The sequence below is a fragment of the Citrobacter sp. Cpo012 genome (assembly GCF_030333015.1).
Lineage (GTDB): Bacteria > Pseudomonadota > Gammaproteobacteria > Enterobacterales > Enterobacteriaceae > Citrobacter > Citrobacter portucalensis.
This window is the reverse complement of record NZ_JAOWGR010000039.1, coordinates 1,341-19,831: the sequence shown is the minus strand read 5'-3', so window position 1 is coordinate 19,831 and position 18,491 is coordinate 1,341. Positions and strand designations below refer to the sequence as shown.

General features: G+C 51.1%; 16 protein-coding genes, 1 tRNA gene and 2 rRNA genes (1 of these 19 only partly in view). 10 read left to right on the top strand and 9 right to left on the bottom strand.

Annotated elements, in window-relative coordinates; genetic code table 11:
• Positions 1 to 21: 21 nt before the first annotated feature.
• The gene (ecnA, locus tag OGX90_RS13890; protein WP_003830568.1) at positions 22 to 156 is read right to left on the bottom strand and encodes a lipoprotein antitoxin entericidin A; all 135 of its coding nucleotides are present in this window, start codon (positions 154 to 156) and stop codon (positions 22 to 24) included.
• Positions 157 to 213: 57 nt separating this feature from the next.
• Positions 214 to 780: an elongation factor P gene (gene efp, locus OGX90_RS13885; protein WP_003025478.1), complete on the bottom strand. Its 567-nt coding sequence runs from the start codon at positions 778 to 780 to the stop codon at positions 214 to 216.
• 41 nt (positions 781 to 821) lie between these two features.
• Between efp and epmB the strand changes: the two genes are divergently transcribed.
• The gene (gene epmB / locus OGX90_RS13880; RefSeq protein ID WP_286624096.1) at positions 822 to 1,850 is read left to right on the top strand and encodes an EF-P beta-lysylation protein EpmB; all 1,029 of its coding nucleotides are present in this window, start codon (positions 822 to 824) and stop codon (positions 1,848 to 1,850) included.
• 183 nt (positions 1,851 to 2,033) lie between these two features.
• The gene (gene yjeJ, locus OGX90_RS13875; protein WP_079934482.1) at positions 2,034 to 2,897 is read left to right on the top strand and encodes a YjeJ family protein; all 864 of its coding nucleotides are present in this window, start codon (positions 2,034 to 2,036) and stop codon (positions 2,895 to 2,897) included.
• 88 nt (positions 2,898 to 2,985) lie between these two features.
• Here the strand turns inward: yjeJ and OGX90_RS13870 are convergent, their stop codons facing one another.
• The 3 genes from OGX90_RS13870 to OGX90_RS13860 form a co-directional block, all read right to left on the bottom strand.
• Positions 2,986 to 3,339 (bottom strand): DUF4156 domain-containing protein, encoded by a 354-nt coding sequence (locus OGX90_RS13870; protein ID WP_003025468.1) that lies wholly within the window; start codon positions 3,337 to 3,339, stop codon positions 2,986 to 2,988.
• 252 nt (positions 3,340 to 3,591) lie between these two features.
• Positions 3,592 to 5,235, bottom strand: a complete 1,644-nt coding sequence (gene groL, locus OGX90_RS13865) for a chaperonin GroEL (protein WP_079934483.1) — start codon at positions 5,233 to 5,235, stop codon at positions 3,592 to 3,594.
• Positions 5,236 to 5,278: 43 nt separating this feature from the next.
• Positions 5,279 to 5,572: a co-chaperone GroES gene (locus tag OGX90_RS13860; protein ID WP_000027827.1), complete on the bottom strand. Its 294-nt coding sequence runs from the start codon at positions 5,570 to 5,572 to the stop codon at positions 5,279 to 5,281.
• Positions 5,573 to 5,847: 275 nt separating this feature from the next.
• Here OGX90_RS13860 and yjeH point away from each other — a divergent pair, with 275 nt between their 5' ends.
• On the top strand, positions 5,848 to 7,113 hold the full coding sequence (gene yjeH, locus OGX90_RS13855) for an L-methionine/branched-chain amino acid transporter (RefSeq protein ID WP_213752407.1): 1,266 nt from the start codon (positions 5,848 to 5,850) through the stop codon (positions 7,111 to 7,113).
• A gap of 49 nt (positions 7,114 to 7,162) precedes the next feature.
• Here the strand turns inward: yjeH and OGX90_RS13850 are convergent, their stop codons facing one another.
• Positions 7,163 to 7,639 carry an FxsA family protein gene (locus tag OGX90_RS13850; protein WP_003025457.1) on the bottom strand — a complete coding sequence of 159 codons (477 nt, stop codon included), beginning with the start codon at positions 7,637 to 7,639 and terminating at the stop codon, positions 7,163 to 7,165.
• Between the two features lie 338 nt (positions 7,640 to 7,977).
• Between OGX90_RS13850 and aspA the strand changes: the two genes are divergently transcribed.
• From aspA to OGX90_RS13815, 7 genes are all read left to right on the top strand, one after another.
• Positions 7,978 to 9,414: an aspartate ammonia-lyase gene (aspA, locus tag OGX90_RS13845; RefSeq protein ID WP_003830668.1), complete on the top strand. Its 1,437-nt coding sequence runs from the start codon at positions 7,978 to 7,980 to the stop codon at positions 9,412 to 9,414.
• 115 nt (positions 9,415 to 9,529) lie between these two features.
• A complete protein-coding gene (dcuA, locus tag OGX90_RS13840; protein WP_003830670.1) occupies positions 9,530 to 10,831 on the top strand; it encodes an anaerobic C4-dicarboxylate transporter DcuA in 1,302 nt (433 codons plus the stop codon).
• A 128-nt stretch (positions 10,832 to 10,959) separates the two neighbouring features.
• A complete protein-coding gene (gene cutA / locus OGX90_RS13835; protein ID WP_003025447.1) occupies positions 10,960 to 11,307 on the top strand; it encodes a divalent cation tolerance protein CutA in 348 nt (115 codons plus the stop codon).
• Complete coding sequence (locus tag OGX90_RS13830; protein ID WP_286624094.1) at positions 11,283 to 12,992, top strand: protein-disulfide reductase DsbD; 1,710 nt, start codon at positions 11,283 to 11,285, stop codon at positions 12,990 to 12,992. The genes cutA and OGX90_RS13830 overlap by 25 nt, the downstream gene beginning before the upstream one ends.
• 36 nt (positions 12,993 to 13,028) lie before the next feature.
• Positions 13,029 to 13,604, top strand: coding sequence for a transcriptional regulator (locus tag OGX90_RS13825; RefSeq protein WP_008785982.1), 576 nt, complete (start codon positions 13,029 to 13,031; stop codon positions 13,602 to 13,604).
• A gap of 152 nt (positions 13,605 to 13,756) precedes the next feature.
• Positions 13,757 to 13,832: transfer RNA gene (locus OGX90_RS13820), tRNA-Phe, on the top strand.
• Positions 13,833 to 14,282: 450 nt separating this feature from the next.
• Positions 14,283 to 15,944 carry a fatty acid--CoA ligase gene (locus tag OGX90_RS13815; protein WP_286624093.1) on the top strand — a complete coding sequence of 554 codons (1,662 nt, stop codon included), beginning with the start codon at positions 14,283 to 14,285 and terminating at the stop codon, positions 15,942 to 15,944.
• A 199-nt stretch (positions 15,945 to 16,143) separates the two neighbouring features.
• On the opposite strand, the gene OGX90_RS13810 is transcribed toward OGX90_RS13815, so the two are convergent.
• The 3 genes from OGX90_RS13810 to OGX90_RS13800 form a co-directional block, all read right to left on the bottom strand.
• Positions 16,144 to 17,865, bottom strand: coding sequence for a SulP family inorganic anion transporter (locus OGX90_RS13810; RefSeq protein WP_081003608.1), 1,722 nt, complete (start codon positions 17,863 to 17,865; stop codon positions 16,144 to 16,146).
• A 336-nt stretch (positions 17,866 to 18,201) separates the two neighbouring features.
• Positions 18,202 to 18,317: ribosomal RNA gene (gene rrf, locus OGX90_RS13805) — 5S ribosomal RNA — on the bottom strand.
• A 97-nt stretch (positions 18,318 to 18,414) separates the two neighbouring features.
• A 23S ribosomal RNA gene (locus tag OGX90_RS13800) occupies positions 18,415 to 18,491 on the bottom strand (its annotated part continues 1,340 nt past the right edge of the window); the annotation flags it as partial.

The window sequence follows — 18,491 nt, the reverse complement described above, 5'->3', positions numbered from 1 at the left end:
TTTTAAGACTATATGAAAGGATTAGCTGGCGGCGTGTGATATTGAGTTGCCAAGATGTTTGATGTCTTCACCGAAGCCGCGCGCGGTATTGCATCCTGTCAGAAGGGTGCTGGTGAAAAGGAGTAGCATTACAAGACCGAGAAGACGTTTCATCATTCCTGCCCTGGAAAAAGTATGGCGCAGCAACCTGCGCCATAAGATCAAATGGAAGACTTATTTTACGCGAGAAACGTATTCGCCGGAGCGGGTATCCACTTTGATCACTTCGCCGATCTGTACGAACAGCGGAACTTTAACGACTGCGCCGGTAGACAGGGTAGCCGGTTTGCCGCCAGTACCAGCGGTATCGCCTTTCAGACCTGGGTCGGTTTCAACAACTTCCAGCTCAACGAAGTTCGGCGGAGTTACGGAGATCGGCTGACCGTTCCACAGGGTCACGATGCATTCAGCCTGGTCCAGCAGCCATTTAGCGTTATCGCCTACCGCTTTCTCGTCTGCAGCCAGCTGTTCGAAAGTGGTGTTATTCATAAAGTGCCAGAACTCACCGTCGCTATACAGGAAGGTCAGGTTCATGTCGGCTACGTCTGCGCCTTCAGCGGAGTCAGTAGACTTGAAGGTTTTCTCTACGCGAGTACCGGTCAGCAGGCGACGCAGCTTAACGCGCGCAAACGCCTGGCCTTTACCTGGTTTAACGAATTCGCTGGCTTCAACCGCATAAGGTTCGCCGTCCAACATGATTTTAAGACCAGCACGAAAATCGTTGCTATAGTACGTTGCCATAAGGCCCTCTGAAAATTGTTAACTGGTAGCTAAGCCACAAAATGGCGCATATTGTAACCCTAAATACCCCATCCAGAGAAGATTGGTTATCGCAACTTGCCGATGTTGTGACCGATCCCGATGAACTTCTGCATCTTTTGAACATAGATGCAGATGAAAAACTGTTGGCCGGACGCGACGCGAGACGGCTTTTCGCCCTGCGCGTGCCGCGTGCGTTTATTGCCCGCATGGAGAAAGGCAACCCGGACGATCCGCTTTTACGTCAGGTACTGACTGCCCAGGAAGAGTTTGTGGCCGCGCCAGGCTACTCAACCGACCCACTGGAAGAACAGCACAGCGTGGTTCCCGGTCTGCTGCATAAATATCACAATCGGGCACTGCTGCTGGTTAAAGGCGGTTGCGCGGTAAATTGTCGCTATTGCTTCCGCCGGCACTTCCCATACGCCGAAAATCAGGGCAATAAGCGCAACTGGCAGGTCGCCCTCGACTACATTAACGCGCACCCTGAGCTGGATGAAATCATCTTCTCTGGTGGCGATCCGTTAATGGCCAAGGACCACGAACTGGACTGGTTGCTCACGCAACTGGAAGCTATCCCGCACATTAAGCGTCTGCGTATTCACAGCCGTTTACCAATAGTGATCCCGGCGCGCATTACAGAAGGACTGGTCGAGCGTTTTGCGCACTCCTCCTTGCAGATTCTGCTGGTCAATCACATTAACCATGCCAATGAAATTGATCAGACGTTTCGCCAGGCGATGAGCAGTCTGCGTGCCGTGGGCGTTACGTTACTCAACCAAAGCGTATTGCTGCGTGGCGTGAACGATAACGCACAAACCCTGGCTAACCTTAGCAACGCACTGTTTGATGCCGGTGTGATGCCCTATTACCTGCACGTGCTGGATAAAGTGCAGGGTGCCGCACACTTTATGGTCAGCGACGATGAAGCGCGTCGCATTATGCGTGAGCTTCTGACGCTAGTTTCCGGCTATATGGTCCCCAAACTGGCACGTGAAATTGGTGGAGAGCCAAGTAAAACACCGCTGGATCTGCAGTTACGTCAACAATAGCTATTACTGAGTGTCCGATTCCGGACACTCACCACGATTACTTATTATTTAAATACCCACAAGTGGAGCCTCGCTTTTAATCTGTGCTATTTTAATTAGCGCAGTTCAATTATTCATTCGTAAATTTTATCAATAGTTTCAAATGCAGAATATTAATAAATATATGGTTAGGGAGAACCTTTTATGGCTATAAGTATTAAGGGCGTTAATACTGGCATTATTCGCCAAAAGAATGAATTTGTTGCCATGGCATTAAAAATAAAAGAACCAAGAAACAAAGAATCTCTCTTTTTTCTCTCTCCACTTGGACTTAGAGACCTGCTTATCGCGCTGGAGAGCCGGCTGTACGCTATTTCTCAGCTAAACAAAGACGAGCGTATGCAATATGAAAAGGCATGTGATAAAGCCAGCAAAAAAATGCACGAGAATATTCCGTCAATTCAGGAAGATGAACTAAAAAATGCGGATATTAACCGTCGCATAAATTCGCTGATGTTAGTGGATGACAAAGGCGAGAATTTAACATTTTCTCTGACGTTACATGACGGACAAACATGCGAATTACTGGTTAATGAATTACAGATTCAGGTGTTGGCGCATGTAATTATTCACGCAATAAATAATGCTGGCATGAGAGAACTCGCGCTACAAATAACATCGCTGCTGGATTTCCTGCCGCTGTACGATGTTGATTGTCAGCAAAACGACAATCTGGAATACGACTCTTATACACACCCCGAATGGAAACATAACCTGTTTAATCATTATCTGGCTATTATTTACCGCTATACAGATGATAAAGGAAAAGCCCAGTTCTGTGGTTCGGTAGTGAAAACTCGCGCCCTTTCCGGTAGCAAAGAAGCCGAAGCCATTACTCGCCGTCTTCTCGACTTCAGCCCGCGGCTGAAAAAACTTGCCGGTGTACCGTGCCAGGTGTTTGTCAGAACGTTGACGGGTGATAAGACGCAAAAGCTCAATCAGGATCAGTGCCTGCGCGCATTGCATCATTTACGCGTTCAGTCTGCGCATAAGACTCAGAATGCCTGATGGCGCTGCGCTTATCAGGCCTACGATCATTCGTACCGTAGGCCGGATAAGACGCTTTAGCGTCGCCATCCGGCATCAGCAGCAGTTCTCAATTAGGGCACTTATAAACCTGTCCAATCATCTCGCTGGCGGTAGGAACAAAGCTGGACAGCATTCCCTGCGATGGGCTGCTGACGCCATAAATCACGTTACCGCCCATTGCCGCAGCCTGGTTACGCAGATCGTTTGCTGCGCCACGCATTGAGCCGCCCTCTTCGCCGTGCTGGCCAGAGAGCCAGTTGCTTTGCTTACCAGTTGCGGTGCCGATCAGTTGACACTCTGCGCCAGGCTTGTCTTCAACAAAACGGACGCTTTGCCCGGCAGAACTCAGTTCATTGCTGGAGCTACAACCCGCCATCAGTAGCGCGGCACCAACGATCCCTGCTAAATATTTCACGTGCATGTCATTCCCCATATTCAATTAGTTGGACCTTATGTCCGTAGCTGAATCATATACTAAAAAGATGACCAAAAGAAAAACCCCCAGACATTTCTGCCCGAGGGTTTCTCAATTCTGGGAGATGAGCACCCAAATCATTCTGGTTGCAGGAAGGCGGCCAGTTTGTTAATCCCCAGGAGCTTACTCAAGTAAGTGACTGGGGTTAGCAAACGCAGCCAACGCATCTGCAGCCTGAAGGATGCAGGGTGTAGGCAATTACATCATGCCGCCCATTCCACCCATACCACCCATACCGGCAGCACCTAAGTCAGGCGCATCGCTTTTCGGCAGGTCGGTAACCATGCACTCGGTGGTGATCATCAGACCCGCAACAGAAGCCGCGTACTGCAGAGCAGAACGAGTTACTTTGGTTGGATCCAGGATACCCATGTCGATCATGTTGCCGTATTCTTCAGTTGCAGCGTTGTAACCGTAGTTACCGTCACCCGCTTTCACGGTGTTAGCCACTACAGACGGCTCTTCGCCGCAGTTCAGTACGATTTGACGCAGTGGGGATTCCATTGCGCGCAGCGCAACTTTGATACCTACGTTCTGGTCTTCGTTCTGACCTTTCAGGCCGGCAATTTTAGACGCTACGCGAATCAGCGCAACACCACCACCAGCAACCACGCCTTCTTCTACCGCAGCACGGGTAGCGTGCAGGGCATCTTCAACGCGGGCTTTCTTCTCTTTCATTTCAACTTCAGTCGCAGCACCAACTTTGATAACCGCAACGCCGCCTGCCAGTTTCGCTACGCGCTCCTGCAGTTTTTCACGGTCATAGTCGGAAGTTGCTTCTTCGATCTGCTGACGAATCTGAGTCACGCGACCCTGGATTGCAGCTTCGTCGCCCACGCCATCAATGATGGTGGTGGTATCTTTGTTGATAACAACGCGTTTCGCCTGACCCAGATCTTCCAGAGTTGCTTTTTCCAGCTCCATACCGATCTCTTCAGAGATAACGGTACCACCGGTCAGGGTAGCGATATCCTGCAGCATTGCTTTACGACGATCGCCGAAGCCAGGTGCTTTAACCGCAGCGACTTTCACGATACCGCGCATGGTGTTAACAACCAGAGTTGCCAGCGCTTCGCCTTCAACATCTTCAGCGATGATCAGCAGCGGTTTGCCTGCTTTCGCTACAGCTTCCAGAACCGGCAGCATTTCGCGGATGTTGGAGATTTTCTTGTCAGCCAGCAGAATGAACGGGCTTTCCAGTTCTACTGCGCCAGTTTCCGGCTTGTTGATGAAGTAAGGAGACAGGTAGCCACGGTCGAACTGCATACCTTCAACCACGTCCAGTTCGTCCTGCAGACCGGTACCGTCTTCAACGGTGATCACGCCTTCTTTACCGACTTTGTCCATCGCTTCAGCGATCAGTTTACCTACGGTTTCGTCGGAGTTAGCGGAGATGGTACCAACCTGAGCAATAGCTTTAGAGTCGGAGCACGGTACGGACAGTGCTTTCAGTTCTTCAACAGCAGCAGCGACAGCTTTGTCGATACCACGTTTCAGATCCATCGGGTTCATGCCCGCAGCAACGGCTTTCAGACCTTCAGTGATGATGGACTGAGCCAGTACGGTTGCGGTGGTGGTACCGTCACCTGCAGCGTCGTTCGCTTTAGAGGCAACTTCTTTCACCATCTGCGCACCCATGTTTTCGAACTTGTCTTCCAGTTCGATTTCACGTGCTACGGAAACACCATCTTTAGTGATGGTCGGTGCACCGAAAGATTTATCCAGAACTACGTTACGGCCTTTTGGACCGAGGGTAACTTTCACTGCATCTGCCAGTACGTTTACGCCGCGCAGCATTTTCACACGAGCGTCGTTACCGAATTTTACGTCTTTAGCTGCCATTTTCTCTTTCCCTTAAATTCGTATGTTCAGTGTCGTTCGCGGATTAGGCTTCAACAATCGCCAGGATGTCGCTTTCAGACATGATCAACACTTCTTCATTGTCGATCTTCTCAGATTTAACACCGTAGCCATCGTTGAAAATAACGATATCGCCGACTTTCACGTCCAGCGGCTGTACGGTACCGTTGTCCAGGATGCGACCCTTACCGACAGCGATGATTTCGCCACGAGTTGATTTACCTGCTGCAGAACCGGTCAGTACGATGCCGCCAGCAGATTTGGATTCAACTTCTTTACGTTTGACGATCACACGATCATGTAACGGACGAATACTCATTGATAGCTCTCCTTTGAGAAAGTCTTTATCAGTTATGGGTGACGCCGGCCCGTAAACGGTTTCCCGGCTAGTGACCAGAGAGATGGGGATGGGGTTTTGTGCCTTCAAGGGGGCAAGCGAAAAAAATTTTTTATCAGCAGAAAATCCCGTCAAAACGCCGACGCACCTCACATTTCATAACGATTTCAGTCACGTCGTCATAAGCAAATCTGATTGTGATACCATCAAAAATCTGCGATGTAGCCCGATCAATGGACATAACCGGATAACAATTTATGAGCGGACTGAAACAAGAGCTGGGACTGGCTCAGGGCGTTGGCCTGTTGTCGACATCATTGTTAGGTACAGGCGTTTTTGCCGTCCCCGCGCTGGCCGCACTGGTTGCGGGCAACAACAGCCTGTGGGCATGGCCGGTGCTGATTGTTTTGGTCTTTCCTGTGGCGATTGTCTTCGCCGTACTGGGTCGTCATTTTCCCAGCGCAGGCGGTGTGGCGCATTTTGTCGGCATGGCCTTTGGTTCGCGCCTGGAGCGCGTCACCGGATGGCTATTTTTGTCGGTCATTCCTGTCGGTTTGCCTGCGGCATTGCATATCGCCGCCGGATTCGGTCAGGCGATGTTTGGCTGGCATGACGAGCAGCTTTTGCTGGCTGAGCTCGGTACGCTGGCATTGGTTTGGTACATCGGCTCTCGCGGCGCAAGCTCCAGCGCGAATCTACAAACGGTCATTGCAGGACTGATTGTTGCCCTGATTGTTGCTATCTGGTGGGCGGGCGATCTGACACCTGGCGAAATCCCCTTCCCTGCGATTACCGATATTGAGCTTCCCGGCCTGTTCGCCGCGTTGTCGGTCATGTTCTGGTGCTTTGTCGGCCTTGAAGCGTTTGCTCACCTGGCGTCTGAATTCAAAAATCCGGAGCGAGACTTCCCACGCGCACTGATGATCGGCCTGCTGCTGGCAGGGTCTGTTTATTGGGCATGCACCGTTGTCGTTCTCCATTTTGGTGCCTACGGCGAGCAAATGGCGGCCGCAGCGTCGCTGCCAGAGATCGTCGTGCAGCTGTTTGGTGTACAGGCTCTGTGGGTCGCCTGCATCATTGGTTATCTGGCCTGTTTTGCCAGCCTCAACATTTATATACAAAGCTTCGCCCGGCTGGTCTGGTCGCAAGCGCAGTATAAGCCGGAGAGTTATCTGGCTCGTCTGTCCCCCCGACACCTTCCGCGCAATGCGCTAAACGCCGTATTGGGCTGCTGCGTAATCAGTACTCTGTGCATCTATATGCTGCAAATCAATCTCGATGCGTTAATCGTCTACGCCAACGGCATCTTTATTATGATTTATTTGCTGTGCATGTTGGCGGGGTGTCGATTACTGAAAGGGCATTATCGCGCACTGGCGGTCATTGGCGGTCTGCTGTGCCTACTGCTACTGGCGATGGTCGGCTGGAAGAGTCTGTACGCGTTGATTATGCTGGCAGGACTGTGGCTGTTTTTACCCCGCAGGCCGGATAAGGCAACGTTGACGCCACCATCCGGCCTATAAACACTTTTGCCGGATGACGCTAACGCTTATCCGGCCTACATACTGATGCTTAATCCCGACGATCGTCTTTATGTTCGATGCTGTCGCGCTTGTCATCCTTGCGCTGAAATTCACCATCAAAAGTCTCACCGCCACCCGTTCCGGCGCTAAAACCACCGCCAGGCATACGCGAAAAACGCAAATGTGGCAGCAGTTTCATCGTCAGATGTTTTTGCACCGGGGGTAATAAAAGAAGAAGACCGAGGAAATCGGTGAAAAATCCGGGCAGCACCAACAGCAGACCGGCAATAATCAGCGATACGCTTTTGATCATTTCTGCAGCCGGACTTTCACCTGCCGCCATTTTCTGTTGCATCAGTAAAAAGTTCTTAAATCCCTGATTACGAACCAGAGACATACCGATAACCGATGTAAAAATAACCAAAATCAGCGTCATCAGGACGCCCATCACATGGGCAACCTGAATAAAGATAGATATCTCTATGTAAACATAGAGAAAAATGGCAAGTAATGGTATCCAGCGCAAAGGGATCTCCTGTTAATAACAGCCGTTTTGTTCAACTTCTGTTCGAAAAATTATGTTAATCGCATCGATTTGATATTGTGGTGGTTAGCAAAATTTCAAGTGGCTTGTACACTAATATTTGGGGTTAATCACAAAGGGGTGATCCATTTCACAGAATAATAAATAAGGGGTAAATTCCACGCTTTAAGTGATCCAGATTACGGTAGAAATCCTGAACCAGCATATGATCTCGGGTATCAGACCGATGCAGGGGATAATCGTCGGTCGAGAAACAATCGAAATCACATATATCCTGTGTGTTTAGTCAAATCATTGGCAGCTTGAAAAAGAAGGTTCACATGTTAAACAACATTCGTATCGAAGAAGACTTGTTGGGTACCAGGGAAGTTCCAGCGGACGCCTACTACGGTGTCCACACTCTGAGAGCGATTGAAAACTTCTACATTAGCAACAACAAAATCAGCGATATTCCTGAATTTGTTCGCGGTATGGTAATGGTTAAAAAGGCAGCGGCTATGGCCAACAAAGAGCTGCAAACCATTCCTAAGAGTGTGGCAAATGCCATCATCGCGGCGTGTGATGAAGTCCTGAATAACGGAAAATGCATGGATCAGTTCCCGGTAGACGTTTACCAGGGTGGTGCGGGTACCTCCGTCAACATGAACACCAACGAAGTTCTGGCCAATATCGGTCTGGAACTGATGGGTCACCAGAAAGGTGAATATCAGTACCTGAACCCGAACGACCACGTTAACAAATGTCAGTCTACCAACGACGCATACCCAACTGGCTTCCGTATCGCTGTATACGCATCCATCATCAAACTGGTTGATGCACTGAACCAGCTGCGCGAAGGCTTCGAGAAAAAAGCTGTTGAATTCCAGGACATCCTGAAAATGGGTCGTACCCAGCTGCAGGATGCTGTACCGATGACCCTCGGTCAGGAATTCCATGCTTTTAGCGTACTATTGAAAGAAGAAGTGAAAAACATTAGCCGTACCGCTGAGCTGCTGCTGGAAGTTAACCTCGGCGCGACAGCAATCGGTACTGGTCTGAACACGCCGAAAGAGTACTCTCCGCTGGCAGTACAGAAACTGGCTGAAGTCACCGGCTTCGCCTGTGTTCCTGCAGAAGACCTGATTGAAGCAACTTCTGACTGTGGCGCATACGTTATGGTGCACGGCGCACTGAAACGTCTGGCTGTGAAGATGTCCAAAATCTGTAACGACCTGCGTTTGCTCTCCTCTGGTCCGCGTGCGGGTCTGAACGAGATCAACCTGCCGGAACTGCAAGCTGGTTCTTCTATCATGCCAGCTAAAGTGAACCCGGTTGTTCCGGAAGTCGTAAACCAGGTGTGCTTCAAAGTCATCGGTAACGACATCACTGTAACCATGGCATCTGAAGCTGGTCAGCTGCAGCTGAACGTAATGGAGCCGGTCATTGGTCAGGCAATGTTTGAATCCATTCACATTCTGAGCAATGCTTGCTACAACCTGCTGGAAAAATGCGTTAGTGGTATCACTGCTAACAAAGAAGTCTGTGAAGCGTTTGTATTCAACTCCATCGGCATCGTTACTTACCTCAACCCGTTCATTGGTCACCACAACGGCGACATCGTCGGTAAAATTTGTGCCGAAACCGGTAAGAGCGTACGTGAAGTTGTCCTGGAGCGCGGTCTGTTGACCGAGTCTGAACTGGACGATATCTTCTCTGCACAGAACCTGATGCACCCTGCTTATAAAGCAAAACGTTATACTGATGAAAGCGAACAGTAATCGTGTAGGGTAGTACCGGAGAAGGCACGTCATGATGACGTGCCTTTTTTCTTACTCGAAGTTACTTAAAAACAACAATTTAATATCAACTTGTTAAACAACAAGGAAGGCTAATATGATAGTTTTAGAACTTATCATCGTTTTGCTGGCAATCTTTTTAGGTGCCAGACTTGGGGGTATCGGTATTGGATTTGCAGGTGGGCTGGGTGTTCTGGTTCTCGCCGCTATCGGCGTAAAACCCGGTAATATCCCGTTCGATGTTATTTCCATCATCATGGCGGTTATCGCTGCCATTTCAGCTATGCAGATTGCAGGTGGTCTGGACTATCTGGTTCATCAAACTGAAAAACTGCTGCGTAAAAACCCGAAATACATCACGATCCTTGCACCTATCGTGACCTATTTCCTGACTATCTTCGCAGGTACCGGCAACATCTCTCTGGCAACACTGCCAGTTATCGCTGAAGTTGCGAAAGAACAAGGGATCAAACCTTGCCGTCCGCTCTCTACTGCAGTGGTTTCTGCACAGATTGCGATTACGGCTTCTCCAATCTCCGCAGCCGTGGTTTACATGTCTTCCGTAATGGAAGGTCATGGCATCAGCTACATTCACCTGCTGTCCGTGGTCATTCCTTCCACCCTGCTGGCTGTTCTGGTCATGTCCTTCCTGGTAACTGCGCTGTTCAACTCCAAACTGTCTGACGATCCGATTTATCGTAAGCGTCTGGAAGAAGGCCTGGTTGAACTGCGTGGTGAAAGACAAGTTGAAATCAAAGCGGGCGCAAAAACTTCTGTTTGGTTGTTCCTGCTGGGCGTGGTTTGTGTCGTCGTATATGCGATCGTCAACAGCCCAAGCCTCGGTCTGGTCGCTAAGCCGCTGATGAACACCACCAACGCAATCCTGATCATCATGCTGAGCATCGCGACGCTGACCACGATCATCTGCCGCGTTGAAACTGACTCCATCCTGAACTCCAGCACTTTCAAAGCCGGTATGAGCGCCTGTATTTGTATCCTGGGTGTTGCATGGCTGGGTGATACCTTCGTATCTCACAACATTGACTGGATCAAAGATACTGCAGGTAGCGTAATTCAGGGTCATCCGTGGCTGCTGGCTGTCATCTTCTTCTTTGCTTCTGCACTGCTGTACTCTCAGGCTGCAACCGCTAAAGCACTGATGCCGATGGCTCTGGCTCTGAACGTTTCCCCACTGACTGCTGTTGCGTCTTTCGCCGCGGTTTCTGGCCTGTTCATTCTGCCAACCTACCCAACTCTGGTTGCGGCAGTTCAGATGGATGACACCGGTACAACTCGCATCGGTAAATTCGTCTTTAACCATCCGTTCTTCATCCCGGGTACTCTGGGTGTGGTTCTGGCTGTCTGCTTCGGCTTCTTGCTGGGCAGCTTCATGCTGTAAGTTTTTCCTGCAGGGTGCCTGGGCGCCCTGCAGTTCCTCCTCCCCACCCCGCTTTAACTAACATCCTTCCCTCGTCCGTTGTATAGTGACCACTCTTTTGCTGGTTACTCTGTTCTTTCGAGGTGTTTATGCTTGATGTAAAGAGTCAGGATATTTCCATCCCCGATACCGTTGTGGTGCTCTGTACCGCCCCGGATGAAGCAACCGCCCAGGATCTCGCCGCCAAAGTGCTGGCGGAAAAGCTGGCTGCTTGCGTGACCCTGCTACCCGGTGCGACCTCCCTCTACTATTGGGAAGGCAAACTGGAACAGGAATATGAAGTCCAGATGATTTTAAAAACCACCGTCACACACCAGCAAGCCCTTCTCGATTGCCTGAAGTCACATCATCCGTATCAAACGCCTGAACTTCTGGTTTTACCCGTCACTCACGGAGACTTTGATTACCGCTCATGGCTCAACGCATCCTTACGCTGATCCTGCTGCTGTGCAGCACATCTACCTTTGCCGGATTATTTGACGCGCCTGGCCGCTCGCAGTTTGTTCCTGCCGATCGGGCGTTTGTTTTTGATTTTCAGCAAAACCAACACGATCTGAACCTCACATGGCAGGTTAAAGATGGCTACTATCTGTATCGCAAACAGATAAGCATTACGCCATCTCAGGCCGATATTGCTGAGGTAAAACTGCCACCAGGCGTCTGGCATGAAGATGAGTTTTACGGCAAAAGTGAGATTTACCGTAAACAGCTGACTGTCCCGATCACGGTCAATCAGGCTAAGTCTGGCGCAACATTAACGGTCACATATCAGGGCTGCGCCGACGCTGGATTTTGCTATCCACCAGAAACAAAAACGGTGCCATTAAGTGAAGTGTCTTCTGGTTCCGCGGCGGCCCCTGCACCAGCCCCAGCCACTGCAGATCCGCAAGAGAAACCGCAGCCCACGGCCCAACTCCCCTTCTCCGCGCTGTGGGCATTGCTGATCGGAATTGGTATCGCGTTTACGCCTTGCGTACTGCCGATGTATCCGTTGATTTCCGGTATCGTACTGGGTGGCAAGCAGCGCTTATCAACCGGACGGGCACTGCTGCTGACGTTTATCTACGTTCAAGGGATGGCGCTCACCTATACCGCGCTGGGTTTGGTTGTTGCAGCCGCCGGTTTGCAGTTCCAGGCTGCGCTTCAGCATCCCTACGTCCTGATTGGTCTTGCCGTCATCTTTACGCTGCTGGCTCTGTCGATGTTTGGCTTGTTCACGCTGCAATTGCCTTCATCACTGCAAACGCGTCTCACGCTAATGAGTAACCGCCAGCAAGGCGGATCTCCCGGCAGCGTCTTTGCGATGGGGGCGATTGCTGGCCTCATCTGTTCTCCTTGCACAACGGCCCCGCTAAGCGCGATTTTGCTGTATATCGCTCAGAGCGGGAACATGTGGCTGGGAGGTGGCACACTGTATCTGTATGCGTTGGGGATGGGATTACCCCTGATGCTGATTACCGTATTTGGCAACCGCTTGCTGCCTAAAAGTGGCCCATGGATGGAACATGTCAAAACCGCTTTTGGCTTTGTCATTCTGGCGCTTCCCGTCTTCTTGCTCGAACGTATCGTTGGCGACGAGTGGAGCGTTCGCTTATGGTCACTGCTAGGCGTCGCGTTCTTTGGCTGGGCGTTGATCACCAGCCTACAGGCAAAGCACGCCTGGATGCGTATCGTGCAGATTGTCCTGTTAGCCGCAGCACTGGTAAGCGTGCGTCCATTGCAAGACTGGGCGTTCGGCGCGCCATATGCTCAAACCCAGGCACATCTTAACTTCACGCCGGTGGCATCGATAGATGCGTTAAATCAAGCACTGGCGCAAGCTAAAGGCAGGCCAGTCATGCTGGATCTGTATGCCGACTGGTGTGTAGCCTGTAAGGAATTTGAAAAATACACGTTCAGTAATCCGCAGGTTCAGCAAGCGCTAGGCAACACAGTGCTATTGCAGGCGGATGTGACAGCAAACAATGCACAGGATGTCGCACTCCTGAAACATCTACAGGTTTTAGGTTTGCCGACTATCTTGTTCTTTGATGCCGAGGGGAAAGAGCACCCGGAAGCTCGGGTTACGGGCTTTATGGATGCCGCGACCTTCAGCGCACATTTGCGCGATCGCCAACCGTGAGCGACACTTGCAACAGGAAATACGGAGGAGAATACCGTGCAACGTGAAGATGTCCTGGGAGAAGCCCTGAAATTACTTGAGGTGCAAGGGATAGCCAATACCACGCTGGAAATGGTGGCCGAACGCATCGATTATCCTCTGGATGAACTGCAGCGCTTTTGGCCCGATAAAGAGGCCATTCTGTACGATGCGCTGCGTTACCTCAGCCAGCGGGTGGATATCTGGCGGCGTCAGCTTTTACTGGATGACACGCTGAGCGCTGAGCAGAAATTACTGGCGCGCTACACTGCGCTGTCCGAATGCGTGAGCAATAATCGCTATCCCGGCTGTTTGTTCATCGCCGCCTGTACGTTTTACCCCGATCCCGGGCATCCGATCCATCAGTTAGCCGATCAGCAAAAAAAGGCGGCACATGACTTCACCCATGAGCTGCTGACGACGCTGGAAGTTGACGACCCGGCAATGGTCGCCAAACAGATGGAACTGGTGCTGGAAGGCTGCCTGAGCCGCATGCTGGTTAATCGTAGCCATGCTGATGTCGAAACGGCACACCGCCTGGCTGAAGATATCCTGCGCTTTGCCCAGTGCCGAATGGGCGGTGCGCTGACCTAAGCGAGCATTATCTGTTTTCGTCGTCTCTGCCGGATAGATTTGTGCAAACTTCAGGCATAACCATGCAGATTGCCGCAATATTAAGCGGTTGAACAATGTTTCCAGAAATTTGATTGACTGACAGACGTGAATACGGTTTAATGCGCCCCGTTGCCCGGATAGCTCAGTCGGTAGAGCAGGGGATTGAAAATCCCCGTGTCCTTGGTTCGATTCCGAGTCCGGGCACCACTATTTAGAAGAACCCGCCTATGGCGGGTTTTTTGCTTTCAGGGCTCCGCAAGATTTCTTATCGTTCTGCCCACAGCGACTCCCACCCCACCTCATCACGACACTTAAACCTTTCACTGGAACCACGATGGTACTGCAAAAAATATGGCGGTATCAGGCACACCTCTTTGTCTGGCGTGCTTAACCGTAGGCTAAATTTGAGTAATTTATCTGAACAACCTTGGGCACAATACTGTTGCGGGAGCGCCAGGTCGCGCCGCATTTCATTGATAAGCTCGCTGAAGGTCGCCCCCCTCTTCCAGATGGCGTTGTAGGGTACGCACATTCATCCCCAGGGACTGGAGCTGGTGCGCCGCCTCGACATCTGAAGCAAACGCCAGGGAGTAAATACCAACCTTCATCTACAATTGCCATCATACCGAGCAAATAATGAGTCAACGAGGAATCTGGATGGTGAAAACAAGAGTCATACAGTCAGCGCAGGGAGCCCATGCCTATCCGCTGCTGATCAAGAGCTTGCTGCTGTCGGGTGGGCGTTCTCATCCCGAGCGAGAAATCGTCTACGCCGACAAGCTGCGTTACGACTATCGCACCCTCAAACAGCGCATCCATCGCCTGGCAAACATGCTGACAGCGGCCGGTGTCATGCCTGGAGACACCGTAGCCCTGCTAGATTGGGACAGCCATCGCGCCCTCGAGTGCTTCTTCGCGGTGCCTATGATTGGTGCCGTGCTACACACGGTGAACGTCCGCTTCTCGGCGGACCAAATCGCTTACACCATGAATCATGCCGAGGACAACCTGGTACTGGTGCACGACGACTTCTTGCCGGTTGTCGAGTCACTGGCAGAGACACTGACCACTGTCCGGGGATACATCCAGCTTAGCGACGAAGAATCGAAGGCAACCAGCCTGCCGGTGCTGGGGGAATATGAGACCCTTCTGGCCGCAGCGAGAGATCGCTTTGACTTCCCCGACTTCGATGAAAACTCGGTAGCGACCTTGTTCTACACCACTGGAACCACGGGCAATCCCAAGGGGGTCTACTTCAGCCATCGTCAGCTGGTCCTGCACACGCTCAATGAGCTGGGCCTCCTGGCAGCCCACGAGGGACAGTCGCTGCTACGATCGAACGATGTCTACATGCCGATCACTCCTATGTTTCACGTGCACGCCTGGGGCGCTCCCTATGTCGCAACAATGCTGGGTGTGAAGCAGGTCTACCCCGGTCGTTACGAACCCAACAAGCTGGTGCGGTTCTATCACGATGAGGGTGTAACCTTCTCGCACTGTGTGCCAACCATCTTGCAAATGATCCTCGAGTGCGACGAAGCCACACGGACCGATCTGTCGGGATGGAAGATGTTGCTGGGTGGCAGTTCACTGTCCCTTGGACTGGCGACACAGGCCCACCATAAGGGCATACGCATTCACGCTGGCTATGGTATGTCTGAAACCTGTCCCCTGCTCTGTATGACCCACTTAAGCGATGCCGAGCTGGCCCTTCCCATGGATGAGCAGTTACCCCTGCGGATTCGGACCGGCCTGCCTGTTCCGTTGGTGGATCTGCGTATCGTCGATGGCGAAGGTCGGGAGGTAGTGCACGACGGCGAAGCCCTGGGTGAAATAGTGGTGCGAGCCCCTTGGCTGACTCAGGGCTACCTGAAGGAACCCGAGAAAGGAGCTGAGCTATGGAATGGCAGTTGGCTGCATACCGGCGACATTGCCTCTATCGATCCCCATGGGATAGTGGAAATAAAGGATCGCATCAAAGACGTAATCAAGACGGGCGGTGAGTGGATAAGCACGCTGGAGCTGGAGAGCCTCATCAGCTCACACGCGGCTGTCAGGTCGGTAGCCGTCGTCGGGATACCTGATGAACAGTGGGGCGAACGCCCCCTGGCTCTGGTGGTTTGCAAGGAAGGGGAAGACCTGGAGCCGCAGGCCATAGCGGCACATCTGCAAGGATTCGTCGACCGCGGCCACATCAATAAATGGGCGATCCCACGACAGATAAGGATAGTCCCGGAAATTCCCAAAACCAGCGTCGGCAAGATCAACAAGCGCTTGATCCGCGAGCTCGAAGCCAGCAATGGGAAGGAAAGCATTTAAGCGATCTGTCGCATTCATAGCGTAAGGTTAACAACAGTCACGCTGTCTATATTTCAGGTAGTATGTCGGTATCAATGCTCTGCCGGGGATCTCACCGTCCCCGCGCGGATGCTGATCGCCCTTTAGCAAAATGGGTGCCAGGGCATGTTCATCGCCACAGGCACCTTCCATCCAGCCTGATCATTTACCTAAATCTGCTTTATTCAACAACGCCAGATTCACCCTCACTCATGCTTTCTTTGCTTTGAATGAACCGGAGCGCCAAATAAAGGTCTGGTGCCAGAATCATGTCGTCATCTTTCATTGTCGGTCGACTCTCCTTAAACCAGCGTGTTAACTCCGTTTTCCGGCCCGCAAGAATTAACTTAATCTGCCGCCCCTTCAGGTCCCGTTTTAACTCATTAATGGTTGCCAGAACGCTGATATCTGAATAGGTAAAGCAAGAAACGGCGTCAATGACCACCCATTTAGGTTGTAGTACTGCACCATCGACTAAATTCAAAACGCGGCGCTTAAAATAGGCCACATTAAAATAGGTCAGCGGTGAGTTAAATCGGTACATCAACACGCCAGGGATCATTTTCACATCAGTTGAATTACCTAATGAGTGAATCATCCCATTTTCGTCAATTCCCAATAAGTGTTCAGTAGGACGGAAAACTGTGCGCAGGAACTGCAACAGACCCAACAATACCGCAAGGCCAATCCCCTGAATAACACCAATAATCAGAACACAGCCAAAGGTGAAGAACGCCAGGCGAAATGCGGGTTTATTTCTTCGCCTCAGGTTCCAGAGCCCGCGTAAATCAATTAATGACCACGATGCATAAATTAGAACAATGCCTAATGCAGATACCGGAATAAATTGTAATGGCTGCGTGAAAAATACCACGACGATTCCGATGATTAAGGCAGCAACAACGGAAACAAGCTGGCTTTTCCCTCCAGAGGAATCATTTACCGCAGTCCGGGAATCGGCTCCGCTAATCGCAAACCCCTGAGATAAACCAGACATTAGATTCGCGACACCCAAAGCCCTGAACTCAGCATCAGCATTTATTTCGTATCCGTTTTTTGCGGCAAAACTGCGAGCGGTGAGCATCAGGCTAACAAAACTGACTAACGCCAGGTTCAGCGCAGGGATCAATAAATCACGCGCCAGACCAGGCTGAAACGATCCCCAGTGAACGACGGGCAAACCAGACTGAAAGCCCGATCCCCCAATAGTGGCAATCCCATACTGCTGCGCAGATGTAATCCATACCAGCGCCGTTGTTATCACAATAGCAATCAACGGTGCTGGCCATTGGCTACGAAACGTCTTGATAGCTATTAAAATCGCTAACGTTAGGATGGAGATCCCTAAGGTTAATAAATGAATTTCTGAGAGTCGGCCAGGCAGGGCAATGATCTTCTCAATCACTTGCTCTTCATCAAGCGTAATCCCCAACACCTTACCGAGTTGCCCGACAATAATCGTCACGGCAACCCCGTTAAGCAGACCCGTTAGAATGGGATGCGAAAGCAAGTCAGCAAGCGCACCCAGGCGAAATTTACTGGCAAGCAGGCACCATCCCCCCATCATCACAGTCATGACAATTGTCAACTGCCAGTGAAGTTCTGGGTTTCCGGCAGAAAGAGGAACCACAACGGCCGCAATCACCGCGCAGGTCGTGGCATCAGGACCAACAATCAATTGGCGGGAAGAACCAAACAGCGCATAAGCTAGCATTGGCAAAACGCAGGAATATAACCCGACGATAGCCCCGACTCCCGCCAACTCAGCGTAAGCAATCGCAACCGGTAGTGCTACGGCAGCAACGGATAACCCGGCTTTAACATCATGTTTTAGCCAGCTTTTATCGTACGCTAATAAATTTTTTAGCCCTGGCATGTAGTTTAATACCATTTTTCCGAACACTTTATTCTCCGGATAGACCCTTACTTATAGATAAAGGTACACGTAACTGTCGCAGGCGATCCTGATATTTTCGGGAGGTAATACAGAAAATTCAGATTGGGGGTTTACTGCATATACCGCAGGATGGCTTGTGTTATGGAGGCTCAGGATATAGCTTTGCACCCGATGGTGCGGTGTTGTGATGTGCCTGATGCGCTGCGCTTATCAGGCCTACAAAATACGTTCAGCCCGGCCCCTGCAGGCCGGATAAGGCGGTACGCCGCATCCGGCGGTTTTCATCCCGCACAGACGCAAAAAAGCCCATCCGGCAGGATGGGCTTCTTCACTTTAATTAATGCCTGGCAGTTCCCTACTCTCGCATGGGGAGACCCCACACTACCATCGGCGCTACGGCGTTTCACTTCTGAGTTCGGCATGGGGTCAGGTGGGACCACCGCGCTACAGCCGCCAGGCAAATTCTGTTTATCAACACGCTTTTGCATGTCGATGTAATCTGTAATCAAACTGAATCTTGTGTCTGTCTCTTCGCCAAAACATCTTCGGCGTTGTAAGGTTAAGCCTCACGGTTCATTAGTATCGGTTAGCTCAATGTATCGCTACACTTACACACCCGACCTATCAACGTC